17 protein-coding genes are annotated in these 19,314 nt (G+C 67.1%); 9 read left to right on the forward strand and 8 right to left on the reverse strand.

Features of this window, described 5'->3' with window-relative positions; translation table 11 throughout:
- Nucleotides 1–9: 9 nt before the first annotated feature.
- The 4 genes from ribH to ribD all read right to left on the reverse strand — a co-directional run bounded on the left by ribH (nucleotide 10) and on the right by ribD (nucleotide 3,662).
- Nucleotides 10–474: a 6,7-dimethyl-8-ribityllumazine synthase gene (gene ribH / locus UC35_RS19480; protein WP_061502643.1), complete on the reverse strand. Its 465-nt coding sequence runs from the start codon at nucleotides 472–474 to the stop codon at nucleotides 10–12.
- A 5-nt stretch (nucleotides 475–479) separates the two neighbouring features.
- The gene (gene ribBA / locus UC35_RS19485) at nucleotides 480–1,601 is read right to left on the reverse strand and encodes a bifunctional 3,4-dihydroxy-2-butanone-4-phosphate synthase/GTP cyclohydrolase II (RefSeq protein WP_061502645.1); all 1,122 of its coding nucleotides are present in this window, start codon (nucleotides 1,599–1,601) and stop codon (nucleotides 480–482) included.
- The gene (locus tag UC35_RS19490; protein ID WP_061502647.1) at nucleotides 1,598–2,233 is read right to left on the reverse strand and encodes a riboflavin synthase; all 636 of its coding nucleotides are present in this window, start codon (nucleotides 2,231–2,233) and stop codon (nucleotides 1,598–1,600) included. Before UC35_RS19490 ends, ribBA begins: the two co-directional genes overlap by 4 nt.
- A 319-nt stretch (nucleotides 2,234–2,552) precedes the next feature.
- Nucleotides 2,553–3,662, reverse strand: a complete 1,110-nt coding sequence (ribD, locus tag UC35_RS19495; RefSeq protein WP_061502650.1) for a bifunctional diaminohydroxyphosphoribosylaminopyrimidine deaminase/5-amino-6-(5-phosphoribosylamino)uracil reductase RibD — start codon at nucleotides 3,660–3,662, stop codon at nucleotides 2,553–2,555.
- Between the two features lie 146 nt (nucleotides 3,663–3,808).
- Here ribD and UC35_RS19500 point away from each other — a divergent pair, with 146 nt between their 5' ends.
- The 7 genes from UC35_RS19500 (at nucleotide 3,809) to UC35_RS19530 (ending at nucleotide 12,610) form a co-directional block, all read left to right on the forward strand.
- Nucleotides 3,809–4,252, forward strand: a complete 444-nt coding sequence (locus tag UC35_RS19500) for a type IV pilin protein (protein ID WP_061502652.1) — start codon at nucleotides 3,809–3,811, stop codon at nucleotides 4,250–4,252.
- Nucleotides 4,252–4,728, forward strand: a complete 477-nt coding sequence (locus UC35_RS19505; protein ID WP_061502654.1) for a GspH/FimT family pseudopilin — start codon at nucleotides 4,252–4,254, stop codon at nucleotides 4,726–4,728. The genes UC35_RS19500 and UC35_RS19505 overlap by 1 nt, the downstream gene beginning before the upstream one ends.
- Nucleotides 4,725–5,315 (forward strand): type IV pilus modification protein PilV, encoded by a 591-nt coding sequence (pilV, locus tag UC35_RS19510; protein ID WP_227820388.1) that lies wholly within the window; start codon nucleotides 4,725–4,727, stop codon nucleotides 5,313–5,315. The genes UC35_RS19505 and pilV overlap by 4 nt, the downstream gene beginning before the upstream one ends.
- 11 nt (nucleotides 5,316–5,326) lie before the next feature.
- Nucleotides 5,327–6,409, forward strand: coding sequence for a PilW family protein (locus UC35_RS19515; protein WP_061502658.1), 1,083 nt, complete (start codon nucleotides 5,327–5,329; stop codon nucleotides 6,407–6,409).
- Nucleotides 6,409–6,960: a PilX N-terminal domain-containing pilus assembly protein gene (locus UC35_RS19520; protein WP_061502660.1), complete on the forward strand. Its 552-nt coding sequence runs from the start codon at nucleotides 6,409–6,411 to the stop codon at nucleotides 6,958–6,960. The genes UC35_RS19515 and UC35_RS19520 overlap by 1 nt, the downstream gene beginning before the upstream one ends.
- A gap of 31 nt (nucleotides 6,961–6,991) precedes the next feature.
- Nucleotides 6,992–11,536 carry a PilC/PilY family type IV pilus protein gene (locus UC35_RS19525; RefSeq protein ID WP_145979553.1) on the forward strand — a complete coding sequence of 1,515 codons (4,545 nt, stop codon included), beginning with the start codon at nucleotides 6,992–6,994 and terminating at the stop codon, nucleotides 11,534–11,536.
- A gap of 264 nt (nucleotides 11,537–11,800) precedes the next feature.
- Entirely contained in the window at nucleotides 11,801–12,610 is an 810-nt protein-coding gene (locus UC35_RS19530; protein ID WP_061502664.1) for a hypothetical protein, read from the forward strand.
- Between the two features lie 62 nt (nucleotides 12,611–12,672).
- Here UC35_RS19530 and UC35_RS19535 read toward each other — a convergent pair whose 3' ends face one another.
- The 3 genes from UC35_RS19535 to UC35_RS19545 are packed head-to-tail and all read right to left on the reverse strand — an operon-like array spanning nucleotide 12,673 to nucleotide 15,854.
- Nucleotides 12,673–13,788 (reverse strand): 5-methyltetrahydropteroyltriglutamate--homocysteine S-methyltransferase, encoded by a 1,116-nt coding sequence (locus UC35_RS19535; RefSeq protein ID WP_061502666.1) that lies wholly within the window; start codon nucleotides 13,786–13,788, stop codon nucleotides 12,673–12,675.
- Between the two features lie 51 nt (nucleotides 13,789–13,839).
- Nucleotides 13,840–14,796, reverse strand: a complete 957-nt coding sequence (locus tag UC35_RS19540) for a PDR/VanB family oxidoreductase (RefSeq protein ID WP_061502667.1) — start codon at nucleotides 14,794–14,796, stop codon at nucleotides 13,840–13,842.
- A complete protein-coding gene (locus UC35_RS19545; protein ID WP_061502669.1) occupies nucleotides 14,796–15,854 on the reverse strand; it encodes an aromatic ring-hydroxylating oxygenase subunit alpha in 1,059 nt (352 codons plus the stop codon). Before UC35_RS19545 ends, UC35_RS19540 begins: the two co-directional genes overlap by 1 nt.
- 136 nt (nucleotides 15,855–15,990) lie before the next feature.
- On the opposite strand from UC35_RS19545, the gene UC35_RS19550 reads away from it, so the two are divergent.
- Nucleotides 15,991–16,743, forward strand: a complete 753-nt coding sequence (locus UC35_RS19550; RefSeq protein ID WP_061502671.1) for a GntR family transcriptional regulator — start codon at nucleotides 15,991–15,993, stop codon at nucleotides 16,741–16,743.
- Between the two features lie 4 nt (nucleotides 16,744–16,747).
- Here the strand turns inward: UC35_RS19550 and UC35_RS19555 are convergent, their stop codons facing one another.
- Nucleotides 16,748–17,884 carry an ABC transporter substrate-binding protein gene (locus tag UC35_RS19555; RefSeq protein ID WP_061502673.1) on the reverse strand — a complete coding sequence of 379 codons (1,137 nt, stop codon included), beginning with the start codon at nucleotides 17,882–17,884 and terminating at the stop codon, nucleotides 16,748–16,750.
- 192 nt (nucleotides 17,885–18,076) lie between these two features.
- On the opposite strand from UC35_RS19555, the gene UC35_RS19560 reads away from it, so the two are divergent.
- Nucleotides 18,077–19,249, forward strand: a complete 1,173-nt coding sequence (locus UC35_RS19560) for an ABC transporter substrate-binding protein (RefSeq protein ID WP_061502674.1) — start codon at nucleotides 18,077–18,079, stop codon at nucleotides 19,247–19,249.
- Nucleotides 19,250–19,314 lie beyond the last annotated feature (65 nt).

Consider the following 19,314-nt stretch of genomic DNA (forward strand, 5'->3'; position numbering starts at 1 on the left):
CCGCGCGGCTCATCCGAGGTCATCCAGCAGGTTGCACATCTCGACCACCACGCGCGCGGCGTCGCGGCCCTTCTCGGTCTGCCGCGCCAGCGCCTGCTCCATGTTCTCGGTGGTCAGGATCACATTGGCCACGGGAAGCTGGTAGTCCAGCGACACGCGGGTGACGCCGGCCGCGGACTCGTTGGCCACCAGCTCGAAGTGATAGGTCTCGCCGCGGATGATGCAGCCGAGCGCGACCAGCGCGTCATAGCCGCCCTTTTCCGCCAGCGCCTGCAGGGCCACCGGGATTTCCAGCGCGCCGGGCACGAAGACGTGGTCGATGTCGTCCTCGGCCACTCCCAGCTCCAGCAGTTCAGCCCGGCAGGCCTGCGCCAGGGCGTTGGTGATGCTCTCGTTGAACCGGGCCTGCACCATGCCGATGGTCAGTCCCTCGCCGTCGAGCCGGTCGGATTGGCCTTTTTCTGCACGAAACATGGTGTCTATTTCTTGAGGTTGTTGTCGGTGCCGATGTAGCCCGCGATCTCGAGCCCATAGCCGGCCATGCTGGGCAGGCGGCGGGGCGTGCCCATCAGGTTCATGCGGTGCACGCCGCAATCGCGCAGGATCTGTGCGCCGATGCCGTAGCTGCGCAGGTCCATGCGGCCGCGCTCGGGCGCGTGCGAGGCCCGGGCGGTGCCATCGAACTGGGCGAGCAGCTGCTGCGCGTCCTCGCCGCAGTTGAGCAGCACGGCGACGCCGCGGCCTTCGGTCGCGATGTGCTTCAGGCTCGCGTCCAGGCTCCAGGAGTGCATGGGGCGGCCGATTTCCAGGGCGTCCAGCACCGACAGCGGCTCGTGCACGCGCACCGGCACCACGTCGCTGGGCTGCCACTCGCCCTTGACCAGCGCCATGTGCACGCCCTGGCTGGGCTTGTCCTTCCAGGCATGGGCGGTGAAGTCGCCGTAAGCGGTGCGCAGCGAGCGCGTGCCGATCTTCTCGACCAGCGACTCGTTGCGGCTGCGGTATTCGATGAGGGAGGCGATGGTGCCGATCTTCAGGCCATGCTCGCGGGCGAACACCTGCAGGTCCGGCAGCCGCGCCATGGTGCCATCGTCCTTCATGATCTCGCAGATCACCGCGGCCGGCGTGAGGCCCGCCATGGCGGCGAGGTCGCAGCCGGCTTCGGTATGGCCGGCGCGCATGAGCACGCCGCCGTCCACGGCCTGCAGCGGGAAAATGTGGCCGGGCTGCACCAGGTGCTCGGGCCCGGCGTCGCGGGCGACGGCCGCCTGCACCGTGCGTGCGCGGTCGGCCGCCGAGATGCCAGTGGTCACGCCTTCGGCGGCCTCGATGCTGACGGTGAACGCGGTGCCCATCTTGGTGCCGTTGCGAGCCACCATGGGCGGCAGGCGCAGCCTTTCGCAGCGCTCGCGGCTGAGGGTCAGGCAGATCAGGCCGCGCCCGAAGCGCGCCATGAAGTTGATGGCTTCCGGCGTGACGTGTTCCGCCGCCAGCACCAGGTCGCCCTCGTTCTCGCGGTCCTCTTCGTCCACCAGGATGACGATGCGCCCTTCGCGCATGTCGGCAACGATGTCTTCGATGGGTGAAATGGGCTGGATCATGCAACTGCTCCCTGAGCGCCCGCGCCCAGCATGCGCTCGACATAGCGGGCGATCAGATCGATCTCGAGGTTGACGCGGCTGCCGGCCGTCAGCTCGCCCAGCGCGGTGTTCTGGATGGTGTGCGGGATCAGGTTGATGCGCACCTGCGTGCCGGCCTCGCTGTCCTCGATGCGGTTGACGGTGAGGCTCACGCCGTTGATGGTGATGGAGCCCTTGTACGCCAGAAACTTGCCCAGCTCGCGCGGGGCCAGCACGCGCAGGTCCCAGCTTTCGCCGGCCGGGGCGAAATGGGTCACGGCGCCGATGCCGTCCACATGGCCGGTCACGATGTGCCCCCCCAGGCGGTCCTCGGCGCGCAGCGCCTTTTCCATGTTGATGGCGCCGGCCTGGGCCAGGCCGGCGGTCTTGTCCAGGGACTCCGCCGAGATGTCGATGGTGAAGGACCGGCGGTCGCTCGCGATGCCGGTGACCGTCATGCAGGCGCCATTGAGTGCGATGCTGTCGCCCAGGCCCACGTCTTCGAGGTAGCCGGCGGGCGCCTCCACCGTCAGGCGCTTGCCGTGCTGTAAAGAACTTCCGAGGTCGTGGACGGCGGCGATGCGCCCCACGCCGGTGATGATTCCGGTGAACATCCCGCTATTTTCGCAGGGATTGGCTCTTCGGCCCGGGCGGACGGCCTTGGCCCTAGTCCAGTGAAACCGAGAAATCGGCTGTGCGCAGGTGTCTGGCAGGGCAGGCGGCTAGGCGCGGCCCGCTGCCCAGGCTGGGCGCCTGGGCAAGGGGCGCAACAACGCAGCGTGCCCTGCCAGACACCTGCCCGAAGGGTGGGCACCTGCCAGGGCCGCCCTCGGCGTTGCAAATGCTCGCCGGGTGTCCAACCCGGCTGCGCTTTGCGCCTTGATGGCGGCCCTGCAGGTGCCCACGCACAGCCGATTTCTCGGTTTCACTGGACTAGAACGGGTCGCGCCCCCGCACCCGCGCCAGCAGCCGCAGATCCGGCCCGACGCGCTCGCAGGAAAGGAAGTCCAGCGCCGTGGCCTGCGCCAGCTCGGTGAGGGGCCCGACATTCGCCATGCCCTGGCCCAGCCCGACGAGCTTGGGGGCGAGGTAGACCAGCAGTTCGTCCACCAGCCCCTCGCGCAGCAGCGAGCCATTGAGCTTGTGGCCGGCCTCGACGTGCAGTTCGTTGACGCCGCGCTGCCCCAGGTCGCGCAGCATGGCCGCCAGGTCCACCTTGCCGCCGGGCCCCGGCAGCTGGATGACGGTGGCGCCGCGCCGCTCCAAAGCGGCCTGGCGCGCGCCGTCCGGGGTGGCGGCGTAGACCAGGGTGGGGCGACCGTCCATCAGGATCCGGGCCGACGGCGGGGTCTCCAGCCGGCTGTCGACGATGACCACGAAGGGCTGGCGCGGGGTGTCCTCATGCCGCACGTCCAGGCGCGGGTCGTCCTCCAGCACGGTGCCGATGCCGGTCAGCACGGCGCCGGCGCGGGCGCGCCAGGCGTGCCCGTCGGCGCGGGCGGCCTCGGAGGTGATCCACTGGCTCACGCCGTTCTCCAGGGCCGTTTTGCCGTCCAGCGAGGCGGCGACCTTCATGCGCAGCCAGGGCGTGCCGCGCACCATCCGGCTGAAAAAACCGATGTTCAGTTCGCGCGACTCCCGCGCCAGCGGCCCGGTCGCCACTTCGATCCCGGCGGCCCGCAGCCGCGCCAGGCCCTGGCCGGCCACCTGCGGATTCGGGTCGGCCACGGCGGCAACCACCTTGCCGATGCGGGCGGCGATCAGCGCGTCGCAGCAGGGGCCGGTGCGGCCGTGGTGGGAGCAGGGCTCCAGCGTCACCCAGGCCGTGGCGCCCTCGACCGACAGGCCCCGCGCCGCGGCGTCGCGCAGCGCCATGACCTCGGCGTGGGCTTCGCCGGCGCGCTGGGTGTGCCCGGCGCCCAGCACCTGGCGGCCGTCGGCCGAGACGATCACGCAACCCACCCGCGGGTTGGGCTCGGACAGGCCCACGGCGCGGGCCGCGAGGTCCAGGGCCTGCTGCATGTAAAGGGGTTCGGGCTGCATCGCGGCCTATTTTGCGGCATCGGCGCAACAGCGCCCGGCGACCACTCAGGCCGGCAATCCGACCGGTCGTCGGCCGGCCGGCGGGGCGCCAGCACCCTTTGGATATGGTTGAGTCAGGGTATTGGGTGCGAGCTTAAGGAGATGGCATGCGCAGATTCAGACAGTCCGGCTTCACGCTGATCGAGTTGATGATCACGGTGGCGATCGTGGCCATCCTCGCCGGCGTGGCCTATCCGGCCTACACCCAGCACGTGGTGCGCGCCAAGCGCTCGGCGGCCGAGAGCTTCGTCGTCACGGTGGCCAACCGGCAGGAGCAGGCGATGCTCAACTCGCGGGCCTACTTCGCCGTGGCCGCGGGCACCACTGCCCAGTGGACGGCCGTCAACATGAACGTTCCCACGGACGTCTCGGCCAACTACACCGTCACGGTGGCCGCGAACAATGCTGCCACGCCGCCGACCTACACCGTCACGGCCACGCCCACCGGCACGCAGGCCAGCAAGGACGCCAAGTGCGGCAACCTCACCTATACCCAGGCCGGGGTGAAGGGTATCTCCGGCTCGGGCACGGTGGCGGACTGCTGGAAGTGATGAGCGCCCGCGCCCGTTCCCGCGGCTTCACGCTGATCGAGCTGATGGTCACGGTGACCATCGTCGCGGTCATGCTGGGGCTTGCCGTTCCCGCCTTCCGCAGCTTCGTGGCCAACCAGAAAGTCAAGACGGCCACCTACGACCTGATGACCGCCGTGATGATGGCCCGCAGCGAGGCGATCAAGCGCAATTCCACGGTCAGCCTGACGCCGACCTCGACCACGGCCTGGGCCAGCGGCTGGTCGGTCATGGCCGGCACCTCGACCATCCACACCCTGCAGCCCATGGACTCGGTGACGGTGACCCAGAAGGACACCAGCAACACCGCGACCACGCCCGCCGCCGTCAGCTTCGGCGCCAGCGGCCGTCCCGCCGCCGGGGTCTGGTTTGAAGTCACCGGCATCGCCGATGCGGTCAAGTGCGTCAAGGTCGACGCCAGCGGCGTCCCGGCCTCCACCAACAGGAGCTGTCAATGAAGCGGCTGCCTTCCCGCCGGCCCATGGCCGCCCTGGCGAACCAGCGCCAGCGCGGGGCCACCCTGATCGAAGTCCTGGTGACCCTGGTGATCCTCATGCTCGGCCTGCTCGGCCTGGTCGGCGTGATGGTCCAGAGCCAGCGGGCGCAGCTGGAGTCCTACCAGCGGGTGCAGGCCCTGATGCTGGTGCAGGACATGGCTGCCCGCATGAGCAACAACAAGGCCGTGGTCGGCTGCTACGTGCTCGGGAGTTTCATCGGCACCGGCAACGCCACCGTTCCGACGGTGGCCTCCTGCGCCAGCGGGACGGCGGACCAGAAGACCCGGATGGTGCAGGACGTCACCGAATGGCGCGACCAGCTGCTGGGCGCCGCGGAACTGGCTTCCAACGGCGACAAGATCGGCGCGGTGCTGGGCGCGCGCGGCTGCATCACCAAGGACGCCACCAGCAACCTCTACCAGATCAGCGTGGCCTGGCAAGGCTCCGGCGCCACGTCGGCGCCGCCGGCGGGCATCCCTTGCGGCTCCGGCCAATACGGGTCGGATGCCGCGCGGCGCGCGGTCAGCATCACCGTCCAATTGAGCTAGGAGGCGAAGCCATGCCGAACCGCGTCATTCGCCATCCCGGCCTTCGAGGCCAGCAGGGCCTGACCCTGATCGAATTCATGGTGGCGATCACCATCGGGATGATCCTGGTGGCCGCCATCGCAACCCTCATCGCCCAGCAGAGCGGCAACCGCGCCGAGATCGACAAGTCGGGCCGGATGATCGAGAACGGCCGCTATGCGGTGCAGACCATGCAGACCGACCTGCAGATGGCCGGTTACTGGGGTGAGATCGGAAGCGCGCCGGCGGCGCCCGGCAGCGTGCCCGACCCCTGCGATACCAGCGCGGCCACCCTGGAAGCGGCGATGGGAGTTCACGTCCAGGGCTTCGACCAGCCGCTGGCGACCTTGCCCACCAGCCTGCAGGTCTGCGTCAAGAACCACAAGCCGGGCACCGACGTGCTGGTGTTGCGCCGGGTGGACCCCGATACCACCGATATCGAAACCTCGGGCACGGTGACCTGGACCCTGCTCAAGCCGGGCCAGGTCTACCTGCAAACGGGGCTGAACCCCGCCACATCGCAGTTCGACTGGGTGGCCCCGACCGCGGCGAACGGCACCACCGATTCCTCCACCTTCACCCGGCTGCGGAAGAACAAGACCACCCCCGCGAGCCCCCGCAAGTACATGGTGCACATCTACTACGTCAGCAAGTGCAGCGTGGAGGTGAGCGGCAGTTGCACCAATGCGGACGGCGGGACACCCATCCCCACGCTCAAGCGCGTCGAACTGGGCGTGACGTCCGGCGCGCCCAGCTTCTCGACGGTCACCATCGCCGAAGGCATCGAAGACTTCCAGGTCGACTACAGCCGGGACACGACCGGCGACGGCGTTCCCGATACGGACAGTGACGGGAATGGTTTCACGGCCAACAACTGGGCGGAGGTCGTCGGCGTCAAGCTGCATGTGCTGGCGCGCAGCCTCGAGAAAGCCGGCAACGGCTTCGCCGACACAAAGGTCTATGCCATGGGCAGCGCCGGCGCCGCCTCGGCCCCGGTGAGCGAGCAAGCCTTCAAGCGGCACCTGTTCGTGCAATCGGTCCGCCTGGTCAATCCGGCCGGCAGGAGGGTCTTCTGATGAACCGTCATGCCCAACGCGGCATCACGCTGGTGGTCAGCCTGATCATGCTGATCGTGCTGACGCTGCTGGTGGTGTCGGCCATCCGCTTCGGCAACATCAACCTGAAAATCGCCAACAACGCGCAGGTGGAAGCCGAGGCCGCGGCCGCGGCGCAGGTGGCCATCGAGAAGCAGATCGAGAACATCGTCGCCGCCACCGCGATCTCCGCGACCAAGATCGCGGACGTGCCGGCACAGGTCATGACCGTCTCCACCGGCGGCAGGAGCTACTCCAACATCAATGTCTCCAAGCCGGCCTGCATCCTGAACAGCAACGTGGTCAGCACCGAGCTGGATCCCACGATTCCAAGCGACCGCGCGTGTTTCGGCGGCGGCAACCAGGACCTGATCCTCGACAAGGACGGCAAGCCAATTCCCCAGCCGACCGAATGCAAGAACCAGCAATGGGACATCGCCGCAGGCGTGAATGACGCGACCTCAGGCGCGCAGATCACCATGGTGCAGGGCATCTCCCTGCGCGTCCCTTCACAGACGCACTGTCCCGATTGATGAATCCGCCCGGGAGGGCATGGAGCAGAAAATGAAAAAGATCCAGTTGCTGATGCTGTTGCTTGCCGGCGCGCTGATGGGCTACTCGTCGTCGCTGCGGGCGGAGGACACGGACATCTACGTGGACAACTCGACCAACGGCGGGGTGCCCAACGTGCTGTTCGTGATGGACACCGGCGCGAACTTCTCGTCGAGCGCGGCGGTGCCCTGCACGGCCTACGCAACCGGCGGCGCGCCCTCGCTCGGCAACACCGCCGGCGGCATCGAGCAGTGCGCGCTGGTGGACACGATCCAGGCCCTGCCGGACGGGGTCGTCAACATCGGCATCCTGGTCAACAACAACAACAACTTCGGCACCGACACCCGCTCGACCGCCGACGCGGCGTACCACGAGACCTGCATGGGCACGTACGGCGGCTGCGTGATCCGCAAGCTCACCTTCATGGACGCGGCCGGCAAGGCTTCGCTGGTCAATTTCATCAAGAGCTGGAAGACATCGGGCTCGAACTCCACCACCGAGTTCAACGTGAAGTCGGGCGGTGACCGCACCGCCGGCATGATGCAGGAGGCCTGGGCCTACTACAACGGCAAGATCGGCATGTCGGGCAAGAGCTATTCCCCGTCCATCCTTGCCAGCGGTTGCCAGAAGAACTTTGTCCTGTTCATCGGCAACTCGTTCAACACTTCCGGCACGCCGGCGGACACCGGCACCGAGTCGCCCTACAACGGCGCCTATGGCATGACGCACGCCCAGACGGGCGCCACCGCCGACCAGAAGCTGAAGATTTCCGAGACGGTCACATTCAACCCCGCCACCTGCAGCGTCACCACGCTCAATGCCGGCACGAACGCCAGCGACTGGTCGGAAAACTGGGGCGACGAGTGGGCGCGCATCATGTACCAGCAGGACGGCGGCACCAACGACATGGAGAACGCCCAGAACATCAAGACCTACACCATCGGCGTGGTCAACGATGCTTCCTGCAAACCCGACTATCCGGCCCTGCTCACGACCATGGCGAAGTACGGCGGCGGCAAGTACTTCAAGACCAGCAACGCGGAGGACCTGAAGAACGCCTTGCAGACCGTGCTGAACGAAGTGCAGGCGGTCAACAGCGTGTTCTCGTCGGCGAGCTTGCCGGTGTCGGTGAACGCCGAGGGCACTTACCTCAATCAGATCTACCTCGGGATGTTCAGGCCGGACGCCACAGCCGCGCCGCGCTGGATGGGCAACCTGAAGCAGTACCAGCTGGTCAAGAACAGTTCGGGCGTCCTGGTGATGGGCGACAAGAACGGCAACCCGGCGATCAGCTCGTCGGGCACGGGCTTCATTTCGCCCAACGCCGTGAGCTTCTGGACCAAGAAAGACACGGCCAGCCTGCCCGATTCCGCCGGCGGCTTCTGGAAGAACGACCGGAAGGGCGTTCCCGAGAGCGGCTACGACTCGCCCGACGGCGAAGTGGTGGAGAAGGGCGGCGTGGCGCAGCAACTCCGCCTGGAAAGCCTCACAGCCGACTTCAGCACCACCGAGGGCAGCACCACCAATCCCCGGCGGATGTACACCTACTGCCCCGCGGGCACCAGCTGCAACGCCGCCTTGACCGATTCGAGCAACGCGTTCGCGACCACCAACGCCGGGATCCCGGCCTCTGCGTTCGGGGCGTCCACCACCTTGCCCATCGTGTCCATCGTCAGGACCGGCACGACGGCTACGGTGACCACCAGCGGGGCACATGGCTTCAGCTCCGGCACCAGCGTGACCATCAGCGGCGCGGGGCAAGCCGACTACAACGTGACCCAGGCCGTCACAGTGACGAGCGCGACCACTTTCACCATCTCGGGGCTCACCGACTTTCCGACGACGCCAACCGCGGGTACTTACACGGTGTCCTCTTCGCCGGTCGGGGCCGTCTCGGTCACTTCCATGTCGCGCACGACCAGCACCAGCGGCGGGAAGAACACGGAAACCGTGACTGTGACGACCTCCGGTCCCCATGGGTTCACGACCTCGTCGAACGTTTCCGTCACGGGCGCGGGCCAGGCCAGCTACAACTATTCAGGCACCCCCACGGCGGTCCTGAGCGCGACGAGCTTCACCTACGACGTGTCGGTCGAGCCGCGCACCCCGGCCGCCAACACCTACCAGGTGCAGCTCAGCCCGACAACCTATCCCGCGATGAGCAACGTGTCGCTGGCCAACCCGGCGCAAGGCGAGGTCAGTGGCACCACGAGCACGGCCCACAGGCTGCACGTGGGACAGACCGTGACCATCTCGAACGTGAGCGATGGCAATGGCAGCAAGTACCCGGGCACGTTCACGGTCTCGGCAGTGCCCAGCGCGACCACGTTCTCCCTGACCGGCGGTCCCACCAACCTGAAGAACCAATCCGGAATCACGGCGACGATCACACCAGACACCACCGCACAGACCGTATCGACGCTCACGCGTGCCGCCACCACCGATTCCGCCACCGCGACCGTCACCGGCATGCCGTCCGGCTGGTTCGGCGCGGCCAGCGGCGACACCAAGATCGTCAACATCTCGAAGTCCTCCGGTTCCAGCACCAACGAGAGTGCCTATGTTGCCAGCAACGCGACGATCACCTGCGTCAACTCGGGCTGCACCTCGTTCACTTATACGATCACGGTGACGCCCGCGGCCACGGCCACGGGGTCCATCGTTGCGGGCCTGACAGGTGCCTCGAGTGCGAGCCTGGCAGCCGGTGCCATCACCCGAAGCGGCGCCACGGCCACGGTGACCGGCGTGACTGCAGGTACCTTCACCAACGGCCAGACCGTCTACATCAACGCTTCGGGCTCCGCGCTCAGCAGCGAATCGGCCTATGTGGGCCAATGGACCATCAGCTGCACCTCGCCATGCTCGACCTTCACCTTCGGTCCGGTGACGCAGTCGCCGGCCACGCCGGCGACCGGCTCCAACATGATCGCCTACAGCGGCTCCACGCCGCCGGACAAGAACACGCTGATCCGCTGGATCCGCGGCGAGGACAATTTCGGCGACGAGAAGGGCCCTGGCGGCACGGTCACCGCGCGGCCCTCGGTGCACGGCGATGTGCTGCATTCGCGCCCGCTGGTGGTCAACTACGGCGATTCGCGCGGCATGGTGGTGTTCTATGGCGCGAATGACGGCGTCTATCACGCCGTCAACGGCAACCAGACCGGCAACATCGGCTCGGTGCCGGCCGGCGGCGAGCTGTGGAGCCTGGTGCTGCCCGAGCACTACGGCCAGTTCAACCGCCTGCGCCTGAATTCGCCCGAGCTGAAGTTCCCGACGACCACGCTGGCCAGCGCCCAGCCGAAGAACTACTTCGTCGACGGTCCGACGGCGGCCTACCAGAAGATCGCCGCCGACGGCACCATCGACAGGGCCTACATCTACCTCACGATGCGGCGCGGCGGCCGCTTCATCTACGCGATCGACGTGTCCAATCCGGCCAGTCCCACCGTCATGTGGCGCATCAGCAGCGGCACTTCGGGATTCGAGGAGCTCGGGCAGACCTGGTCGCGGCCGCGTCTCGCCATGGTGGAAGGGGGTGGCCTGAACACCACGCCGGTGCTGATCTTCGGCGGCGGCTACGACGCGGCGGAGGACTCCGAGCCGCCGACGGCCGACACCATGGGCCGGGGCATCTTCGTGGTGAACGCCTTGACGGGCGCGCTGATCTGGCAAGCCAATTCGACCTGCACTACCTCGGCCACCTGCCGGAACACCTCCGGCATGAACTACGCCATTCCGTCCGATGTGGCCTTCGTGGACCGCAACGGCGACGGCTACACCGACAAGCTCTATGTCGGCGACCTGGGTGGCAACATCTGGCGCGTGGACATCAAGGCTGCCAGTACCGCGGACTGGACCGTCACCAAGCTGGCCGCGCTCGGCTGCGCCAGCGGTGCCTGCAGCTCGGGCTCCACACCGCGGAAGTTCTTCTTCCCGCCGGCGGTGCTGTCGGTCGGGAAATCCGGTGTAACCGGCTCGTTCGACGCCATCTCCCTTCCCTCGGGCGACCGCGAGCATCCGCTCAAGAGCGCGGCCTCCGGCTCGTCCTATTTCGTGAATGACAAGTTCTTCATGGTCATGGACACCGGCACGACCATCACCCCGGTGACGAACAACGTCAACCTGACGAACCTGTTCAACGCCACCAGCACCGCCTACGACGGCACGGTCAGCGGCTTCTACATCAACTTCACGACGGGCGAGAAGGGCGTGAACGCCCCGCTGGCGACCAATGGCCAGATTTTCTTCGCCACCAATCGCCCGATGGACCGGGCAGCCACCTGCGCGGCCAACCTCGGTGAAGCCCGGGGTTACGCGGTCAGTCCCTTCCTGGGCACCAAGACCAGCAGCCTGATCGACGGTGGCGGCTTGCCGCCGGGCGCGGTGACCGGCCTGGTCGAGTACACCGACCCGGTCACCGGCAAGAAGGAAGAGGAACGAATCTGCATCGGCTGCGTGGCGAACTGCACCGGAAGCGGGTGTTCGGCGCTGGAAAACAACCCGCCGCCGCCGCCTGCGGCGTCCAACCTGCGCCGCACCTACTGGTACCGGAAGTGAGCCGAGCCCCCTCGGGGGCTGGCCAGCAGGAAACAAAAAGAGCCGCGCAAGCGGCTCTTTCCTTTGGCGCCCTTGCGCTCAATCCTCGCCCCGGACCTCGCGCGCCGTCTCGACCACCAGCCGCAGCTTGTTGCGCTGGTCTCCACCGCGCTGTTGCTGCAATGCGCGGTGCTGGAACAGCACTGCGGCGACAAGGCCAGTGGCTGCATCGGCGCTTGCGCCACGCCGCTTGACAGTTGGAGAAGGCGGACGATTTAATGGGCCATGGTTGGCGCCGCCTCGCTCGCCCGGCATGTTGGTCTCTGCGCCGCGCTTTGGGTCGGCTCCGTGGCTGCCCAGCAATTGCCGCCAGCCGGCAGCGCCGCCATGAAGGCCTCGGGTTTGCTTCAGCTGGGCCGCGTCGCTTTCGCGCTCCCACCGGGGGAATGGCAAGTCCTGCCCATGCAAGACATCGAAATCCGCAAGACGGATTACTCATGCAGGTGCGAGCGGACTCAGAGCTCCGGCGATCACTATCCCGTGCAGCAGGCGTTTGCAGTGCAAGTGGATCCTGCGACACGGCAACTGAAGGCAGCGATGTACTTCAGGGCATCGCAATCGACCATCCCGATGCTGCGTGTGTGGCTTACCACGGCCTGCGAGGCGCGGTCGTCTCCGTTGCATAGGGACGGCATGGATGGGCACTTCAACAACCCTGCGTGCCTCACGATCGAGGCGGTCGACGGCCCGTCCACGGGGCCGCAGCAAGAGGTCGAAACCTGGTTGTGGGACTGGATGAAGGCCAATGGCGTCGCGATTCCGCAGGTGCTCCTCGCTGCGAAATACCTCAAGTACGGCACCGGTGAGCAGGTCTGGGCCTTGTCCTACGTGAACCCGGATGCCCATGGCATCAGCCCCAGCGCCCAGCGCAATCGTGAAGAGTGGTCACCGGACGCCGTGAAGGCGGATCCGCGCAAGTCGGAGTACCTGGCCCGGTTCAAGGCATGGAGCTACAAGATGGCGCAAGAGTCGCGGCTCTCGTTGCTGGACCACAAGCCAAAAGAGCCCGGCCTGCCGGCGATACCCTCGATGTGACCTGAGCTTCGACTCCAGACGGCCCCACCGCCCGGTGGGGCGTCCCTTTTGCGCGGCTGCGCTCAGTTCTCGCCCCAGACCTCGCGCGCCGTCTCGACCACCAGGCGCAGCTTGTTGCGCTGGTCCTCCACCGCGATGTTGTTGCCGTGCACGGTGCTGGAGAAACCGCACTGCGGCGACAGGGCCAGTTGCTCCATCGGTGCGTGCTTCGCGGCCTCGTCGATACGCCGCTTCAGGTCATCCTTGCGCTCGAGTTGGCCGAATTTCGTCGTCACCAGCCCGAGCACCACGGTCTTGCCCTTGGGCAGGTAGCGCAGCGGCCGGAAGTCGCCGGAGCGGTCGTCGTCGTACTCCATGAAGTAGGCGTCCAGGTCCATCTCGCGCAGCAGCGCCTCGGCGACCGGCTCGTAGTTGCCCTGGGCGGCGAAGGTGCTCTTGAAGTTGCCTCGGCACAGGTGCATGGCCAGGAGCATGCCCTGGGGCTTTTGCGCCACCACCTTGTTGATGAACTTGGCGTAGCGGTGCGGCAGTTCGTTGGGGTCGTCGCCGCGCTGGCGGGCGGCTTCCCGCATCTTTTCGTCGCACAGGTAGGCCATGTTGGTGTCGTCCATCTGCACATAGCGGCAGCCGGCCGCGTACAGCGAGCGCAGCTCGTCGCCGTAGGCCTGGGCGACGTCGTCGTAGAAGACCGGGTCGAGCTCGGGATAGGCATCTTTGCTGATGCCGGCGCGGCCGCCGCGGAAATGCAGCATGGTGGGCGAGGGGATGGTCACCTTGGGCGTGTGGCCCGCGCTCACCTGCGCCTTCAGGTATTCGAAGTCGGCTTTCTGGATGTCCTTGGCATGGCGCACCTTGTCCACCACGCGCATCACCGGCGGGGCGAGTTCTTCCGTGCCGTCGGGCTTCCTGATCGTGACCGGGATGTCGGTCTTGACGCCGCCGATCTGCTCCAGGAAGTCGATGTGGAAGTAGGTGCGGCGGAATTCGCCGTCGGTCACGCTCTTGAGGCCGATGTCCTCCTGGAACTTCACGATCTCCGCGATCGCCTTGTCCTCGACTTCGCGCAGCTGCGCCGGCGTGATCTCGCCCTTGGCCTTCTTCTCGCGCGCCTCCAGCAGGTACTTGGGACGCAGGAAGCTGCCGACATGGTCATAACGGGCAGGGAGTTTCATCATCATCGTCTCCTCGGGTCGTGAGTTGCAAATTTAGGGCCTGTTAGCAGGCCCTACTCAGAGATCGAGCACCAGCACCGGGCTCCTGGCCCGTGAGCAGCAGGGCGTGAACTGGTCGTGCCGCGCTTTCTCCTCGTCGGTGAAATACATGTCGCGGTGGTCGCACTCGCCTTCGAGCACGCGCGTGATGCAGGTGCCGCACACGCCCTGCTCGCAGGAGGTGAGGACCTGGAGGCCCGCCTCGGCGAGCGCCTGGACCACCGTCTGCTGGGGGGCAACGCGCACCAGCTGGCCGCTGCTGGCGATCTTCACCTCGAAGGCCCGGTCGCCGGAATTGTCCTGGGCCGCGCCCGCGAAGTACTCGACGTGGACCTGCGCGCCCGGCCAGCCCAGCTGCCTGGCGCCTTCGGTCACGTGCTGGATGAAGCCCGCCGGGCCGCAGACGTACAGGTGGGTCTGCGCGTCGGTGCGGCCGATGGCTTGCGCCAGGTCGAGCTTCTGGGCCGGCGGCCCGTCGTCGAAATGGAAGCGCACCCGCGAGGCAAAGGGCGACGCCGCGATCTCGGCCGCGAACGCGGTTCTTGCCTGCGAGCGCGTGCAGTAGTGCAGCTCGAAATCGGCGCCCACGGCCTGCAGCCGGTGCGCCATGCACAGCAGTGGCGTGATGCCGATGCCGCCGGCCAACAGCACGGTGCGCACGGCGTGCACCAGCGGGAAGTGGTTGCGCGGCTCGCTGATCTGCAGCAGGTCGCCCTCATGGATGCGCTCGTGCATCGCGGCCGAGCCGCCGCGGGAGTTCGCGTCGCGCAGCACGGCGATGCGGTAGACCTGCGCTTCAGCATGCCGGTTGCACAGGGAATACTGGCGCGTGATGCCGCCCGGCAAATGCACGTCCACATGCGAGCCGGCGCTGAAGGCGGGCAGGGGCCGTCCGTCCGGGCGCGCCAGCTCGTAGCTGGCGATGCCCTCAGCCTCGGGCGCCTTGCGCAGGACCTTGACTTCGATCGTGCTCATCAGGCGACGAGTGTGCGTGGCTGCTGGGCGGCCGGCTGTTCGGCGGCTACCAGGCGGTCGATGATGCGCCGCGCCTGCACGCCGCCCGCATCCACGTTCAGCATCAGCAGCTTGCGGTCGGGATAGCGCAGCAGATTGGCCTGCTGCTCTTCCAGGACCTGGGTGTCTTCGGCGAACACCTTGCCCTGGCCTTCCTTGATCTGCGCCGTCAGCGCCTTGTCCCTGGGGTTGAACTTGCGCGCCATGCCCCAGAAGTACCACATGCTCTTGTCGGTCTCCGGCGTGAGGAAGTCCACCACCACGCTGTAGACCTTGTCCTTGGGGTCGGCGTGGTAGCCGCCCTTGCCGGCCAGGGCCACGCCGACTTCGATCATCACGTGGCTTGGCGGGTGGAAGTGGCAGACCTGCCAGCGGTCCACCGGCTGGTCGTCGGGCAGGTGGTTGCCGCGCAGGTTGGCGCGCCAGAAGGGCGGCGCCATCACCTGGTCCATGAAGCGGCTGGTGGTCACATGGTCGCCTTCGGCCTTGGTGCTCACCGGCGTTTCGTCGATCTCCTTCTGGCCGATGCTGGTGGTGTGCACATAGGTCTCGTGCGTGAGGTCCATCAGGTTGTCCACCATGAGCCGGTAGTCGCACTTGATGTGGTACAGGCCGCCGCCGTAGGCCCACTCGGGGTTGTCGGCCCATTCCAGGTGGTGGATCTTGTCCGTGTGGGCCAGGGCCGGGTCGCCCGGCCAGACCCAGATGAAGCCGTATTTCTCGGCCACCGGAAAGGCGCGGATCTTCGGGAAGCCCTGCACCCGCTGGCCGGGCATGGACACGGTCTTGCCGTCGCAGCCCATGGCCAGGCCGTGGTAGCCGCACACCAGCTGGCCTTCGCAGACACGGCCCAGCGACAGCGGCGCGCCCCGGTGGGGGCAGAAGTCCTCCAGCGCGGCGACCTGGCCGGCGGCCGGCCGGTAGATGACCATCCTCTCATTGCAGACGGTGCGCCCCAGGGGCTTCTCATCGATCTCGTCGGGGGTGGCGGCGACGTACCAGGCGTTCCTCGGAAACATGAATCGGGACCTCGAATTGATTGCGTCAGAATACGCGATGTATACAATGCGTCAAGGTCCGATGGGCTTCTCCCGAGGGAACTTCTTTGCATAGCTGGCATTCCAAACCGCTATTTCGCGCTCAACTGTATACAGCATGAGCGCCCGCAACTCGACCGTGGCACTGGATGCGGAGGGTTCGCAGGCCGTCAAGGCGCAGGTGAAATTGCGCGAACTGATCCTGGCCGGCGAACTGCCCGCCGGCGCGCGCATCGCCGAACTGGCCATCGTGGAAAAGCTGGGCATGTCGCGCACGCCCATCCGCGCCGCGCTGATGCGGCTGGAGCAGGAGGGCTTGCTCGAGGCGCTGGCCGGCGGCGGCTACGCGGTGCGGGTCTTCTCCGAACGCGACGTCGCCGATGCGATCGAGATGCGCGGCACGGTCGAAGGGCTGGCCGCCCGGCTGGCGGCCGAGCGCGGCGTGCCGGGCGAGATCCTGAATGAAGCCAGGCAATGCCTGGCCCGGATCGACGACTTGCTCGCGCAGCCGCGCCTGAACGACGCGGCCTTCTCGCGCTACGTCGAACTCAACCAGCGCTTCCACACGCTGCTGCGCGAGATGGCGGGCAGTCCCGTGATCGCGCGCGAGCTCGACCGGGTGGTCAGCCTGCCGTTCGCCTCGCCCTCGGCCTTCGTGGCGGTGCAGGCCGGATCGGCGCATTCGCGCGACATGCTCATCGTCGCGCAGGACCAGCACCGCGAGGTGCTGGCCGCGATCGAGCGGCGCGAGGGCGCGCGCGCCGAAGCCATCATGCGCGAGCATTCGCGCCTGGCGCAGCGCAACCTGCGTGAGGCGCTGCGCAGCCACAGCCAGCGAATGCCGGGCGTTCGGCTGATCCGCCCGCAGTGATCTATCAATATTTCAGCTTGCCGTCGGCGCCGATCACGCCGATGTCGACGAAGCGGCTGCCGACCATGCCGGAAGCGAAGTTGACGCGGAAGCCGCCGAAATCGATGTCGCCGGCCGCATGGAGCGCGCGCTCCAGCGATGCGGGGGAGATCTCCTTGTCCCGGCTGCGGCGAAGCGCCTCCACGACCGTGCGCGCCGAGAGATAGCCCTCGAGGTGGAAGTTGCTGTACTCCTGCAGCTGCGGGAACTCGGCCTTCATGGCGGCGTGGAAGTCCCGGTGCAGCGGCAGGGTGGCGCCGTTGGGGTTGGGGTAGGTCTGGGCGATGCCCACGCCGCGCGCACCCTCGATGCCGGCGAGCTTCACGACCAGCCCGGGCGGCACGTAGGAAAGCACGAAGATCGATTGCGACACGCCCGCCTTGCGCAGCGCCGCCACGCCTTCGGCCATGAAACGGGGCGCGCCCACGATGAGCACGCCCTGGCTGCCCAGTTTGGCCATCTCCTGCGCCGCGGCCGTCAGCGCCGCCGCTTCCGTGGCCGACTTGACGCCCTTGATCTCGATGCCGCCGGTGCGGCTCGCCTCCTGCTGCGCGACCTGTATCCCCGAGCTGCCCATCACGAAGTCCTGGTACAGCACGCCCAGGCGGGTCATGCCCAAGGTGCGGGCGTGGTTGACGATTTTCTCGATCTGCTGCTTGTCGCCGGCGCGGATGTGGAACAGGCGCGGATGGCCCGGGTTGCGCAGGCTCTCGGCGCCGGGGATGGCGTTCATGACCACCACGTCGTTCTTGTCGAGCAGCTTGTCGCCGAGCGCGCGCGCCAGGGCGGCCGACCCGATGGGCGAGAGCAGGGCCACGGGCTTGCGATCCATCGCCTTGTCCAGTTGCTCGGCAAAGCCTTCGGCCGAGTAGCGGTCGTCCAGCTCGAAGAAGGCCAGCTTGCGGCCTCGCACGCCGCCGGCTTTGTTGGCCTGTGCGATGTAGGCCTTGATGCCCTGGTTGGTTTCAGGCGCATCGGGCACCGGGATCACGGTGAACGGGCCGATCTGCCCCAGCACGATGTCCTGCCCCTGCGCGGCCTGCGCCATGCAAAGGGCGAGCGCGAGCGAAGCACCCCAGCGTTTCAGTGACTGCGTTCCCATGACTCCACGACTCCTCTTCACTCCTCTTGTGAGGTGCGTGACTCTGCGGCAAAAATAGATCAGTTGCTATCGCAAAGCCGCATAACTGATAGAGGCAGTGCAGCCTTTGCTATGGCAATGGGGGCGCCCAGAATTCCGGCAACACGGGCGCTATGCTCGTTGTCGCGCCTTGCCATCCACCGAGGAGACCACATGACCAAGAGAACTTTCCTGCGCGCTGCGGCCGCCGTGGCGGCCCTGTGCGCCAGCGGCGTGGCCTTTGCCCAGGCCGCCCCCTTCAAGATCGGATTGATCCTGCCCATGACTGGCGGGCAGGCCACCACCGGCCGCCAGATCGAAGCAGCGGTGCGGCTGTGGATCGCGCAGAACGGTGACACGGTGGCGGGCCGCAAGGTGCAGCTGATCGTCAAGGACGACACCAGCCTGCCGGATGTGACGCGCCGGGTCGCCCAGGAACTGGTGGTCAATGACAAGGTGGATGTGCTGGCCGGCTTCGGCATCACGCCCTCGGCACTGGCCGTGGCGCCGATCGCCACCCAGTCGAAGACCCCGCAGGTCGTGATGGCCGCGGCCACCTCCAGCATCACCGAGGCCTCGCCCTACATCGTGCGCAGCAGTTTCACGCTGCCGCAGGCGGCGGTCGCCATGGGCGACTGGGCGCCCAAGAACAACATCAAGACCGTGGTGACGCTGGTCACCGACTACGGTCCGGGCATCGACGCCGAGAAGTACTTCAGCGAGCGCTTCCTGTTCAACGGGGGCAAGGTGCTCGACAAGCTGCGCGTGCCGCTGCGCAATCCGGACTTCGCGCCGTTCCTGCAGAAGGTGCGCGACCTCAAGCCCGACGCCCTGTTCGTGTTCGTGCCCTCGGGCGCGGGTGCCGCGGTGATGAAGCAGTTCGGCGAGCGCGGCATGGACAAGGCCGGCATCCGCCTGATCGGAACCGGCGACGTGACCGACGACGACCAGCTCAACGACATGGGCGAGGTGGCGCTGGGCGTGGTGACTTCGCACCACTATTCCACGGCGCACCCGTCGGCGGCCAACAAGAAGTTCGTCGACGAATTCATGAAGGCCAACAAGGGCCTGCGCCCGAACTTCATGGCCGTGGGCGGCTACGACGGCATGCGCGTGATCTATGAAGCGCTGAAGAAGACCGGCGGCAAGGGCGGCGGCGACGCGCTGCTGGCCGGCATGAAGGGCCAGATCTTCGAAAGCCCGCGCGGCCCGGTGTTCATCGACGCCCAGACCCGCGACATCGTGCAGAACATCTACCTGCGCAAGGTGGAGAAGAAGGACGGGCAGCTGTGGAACCTCGAGTTCGACGTGCTCAAGGATGTGAAGGACCCGGGAAAGTCCAAGTAAATCCGGCTCCTTCCCCCTCCGGGGGAAGGCTGGGATGGGGGCGCCAGTTCAGATGCGCCCCCACC

Origin of the sequence: Ramlibacter tataouinensis (genome assembly GCF_001580455.1) — a bacterium.
In the GTDB taxonomy this organism is placed as follows: domain Bacteria; phylum Pseudomonadota; class Gammaproteobacteria; order Burkholderiales; family Burkholderiaceae_C; genus Ramlibacter; species Ramlibacter tataouinensis_B.

Excerpts from the sequence above, each read along its gene's own strand:
- ribH (WP_061502643.1), bottom strand. The coding sequence starts at position 474 with ATGTTTCGTGCAGAAAAAGGCCAATCCGACCGGCTCGACGGCGAGGGA.
- ribBA (WP_061502645.1), bottom strand. The coding sequence starts at position 1,601 with ATGATCCAGCCCATTTCACCCATCGAAGACATCGTTGCCGACATGCGC.
- UC35_RS19490 (WP_061502647.1), bottom strand. The coding sequence starts at position 2,233 with ATGTTCACCGGAATCATCACCGGCGTGGGGCGCATCGCCGCCGTCCAC.
- ribD (WP_061502650.1), bottom strand. The coding sequence starts at position 3,662 with ATGCAGCCCGAACCCCTTTACATGCAGCAGGCCCTGGACCTCGCGGCC.
- UC35_RS19500 (WP_061502652.1), top strand. The coding sequence starts at position 3,809 with ATGCGCAGATTCAGACAGTCCGGCTTCACGCTGATCGAGTTGATGATC.
- UC35_RS19505 (WP_061502654.1), top strand. The coding sequence starts at position 4,252 with ATGAGCGCCCGCGCCCGTTCCCGCGGCTTCACGCTGATCGAGCTGATG.
- pilV (WP_227820388.1), top strand. The coding sequence starts at position 4,725 with ATGAAGCGGCTGCCTTCCCGCCGGCCCATGGCCGCCCTGGCGAACCAG.
- UC35_RS19515 (WP_061502658.1), top strand. The coding sequence starts at position 5,327 with ATGCCGAACCGCGTCATTCGCCATCCCGGCCTTCGAGGCCAGCAGGGC.
- UC35_RS19520 (WP_061502660.1), top strand. The coding sequence starts at position 6,409 with ATGAACCGTCATGCCCAACGCGGCATCACGCTGGTGGTCAGCCTGATC.
- UC35_RS19525 (WP_145979553.1), top strand. The coding sequence starts at position 6,992 with ATGAAAAAGATCCAGTTGCTGATGCTGTTGCTTGCCGGCGCGCTGATG.
- UC35_RS19530 (WP_061502664.1), top strand. The coding sequence starts at position 11,801 with ATGGTTGGCGCCGCCTCGCTCGCCCGGCATGTTGGTCTCTGCGCCGCG.
- UC35_RS19535 (WP_061502666.1), bottom strand. The coding sequence starts at position 13,788 with ATGATGATGAAACTCCCTGCCCGTTATGACCATGTCGGCAGCTTCCTG.
- UC35_RS19540 (WP_061502667.1), bottom strand. The coding sequence starts at position 14,796 with ATGAGCACGATCGAAGTCAAGGTCCTGCGCAAGGCGCCCGAGGCTGAG.
- UC35_RS19545 (WP_061502669.1), bottom strand. The coding sequence starts at position 15,854 with ATGTTTCCGAGGAACGCCTGGTACGTCGCCGCCACCCCCGACGAGATC.
- UC35_RS19550 (WP_061502671.1), top strand. The coding sequence starts at position 15,991 with ATGAGCGCCCGCAACTCGACCGTGGCACTGGATGCGGAGGGTTCGCAG.
- UC35_RS19555 (WP_061502673.1), bottom strand. The coding sequence starts at position 17,884 with ATGGGAACGCAGTCACTGAAACGCTGGGGTGCTTCGCTCGCGCTCGCC.
- UC35_RS19560 (WP_061502674.1), top strand. The coding sequence starts at position 18,077 with ATGACCAAGAGAACTTTCCTGCGCGCTGCGGCCGCCGTGGCGGCCCTG.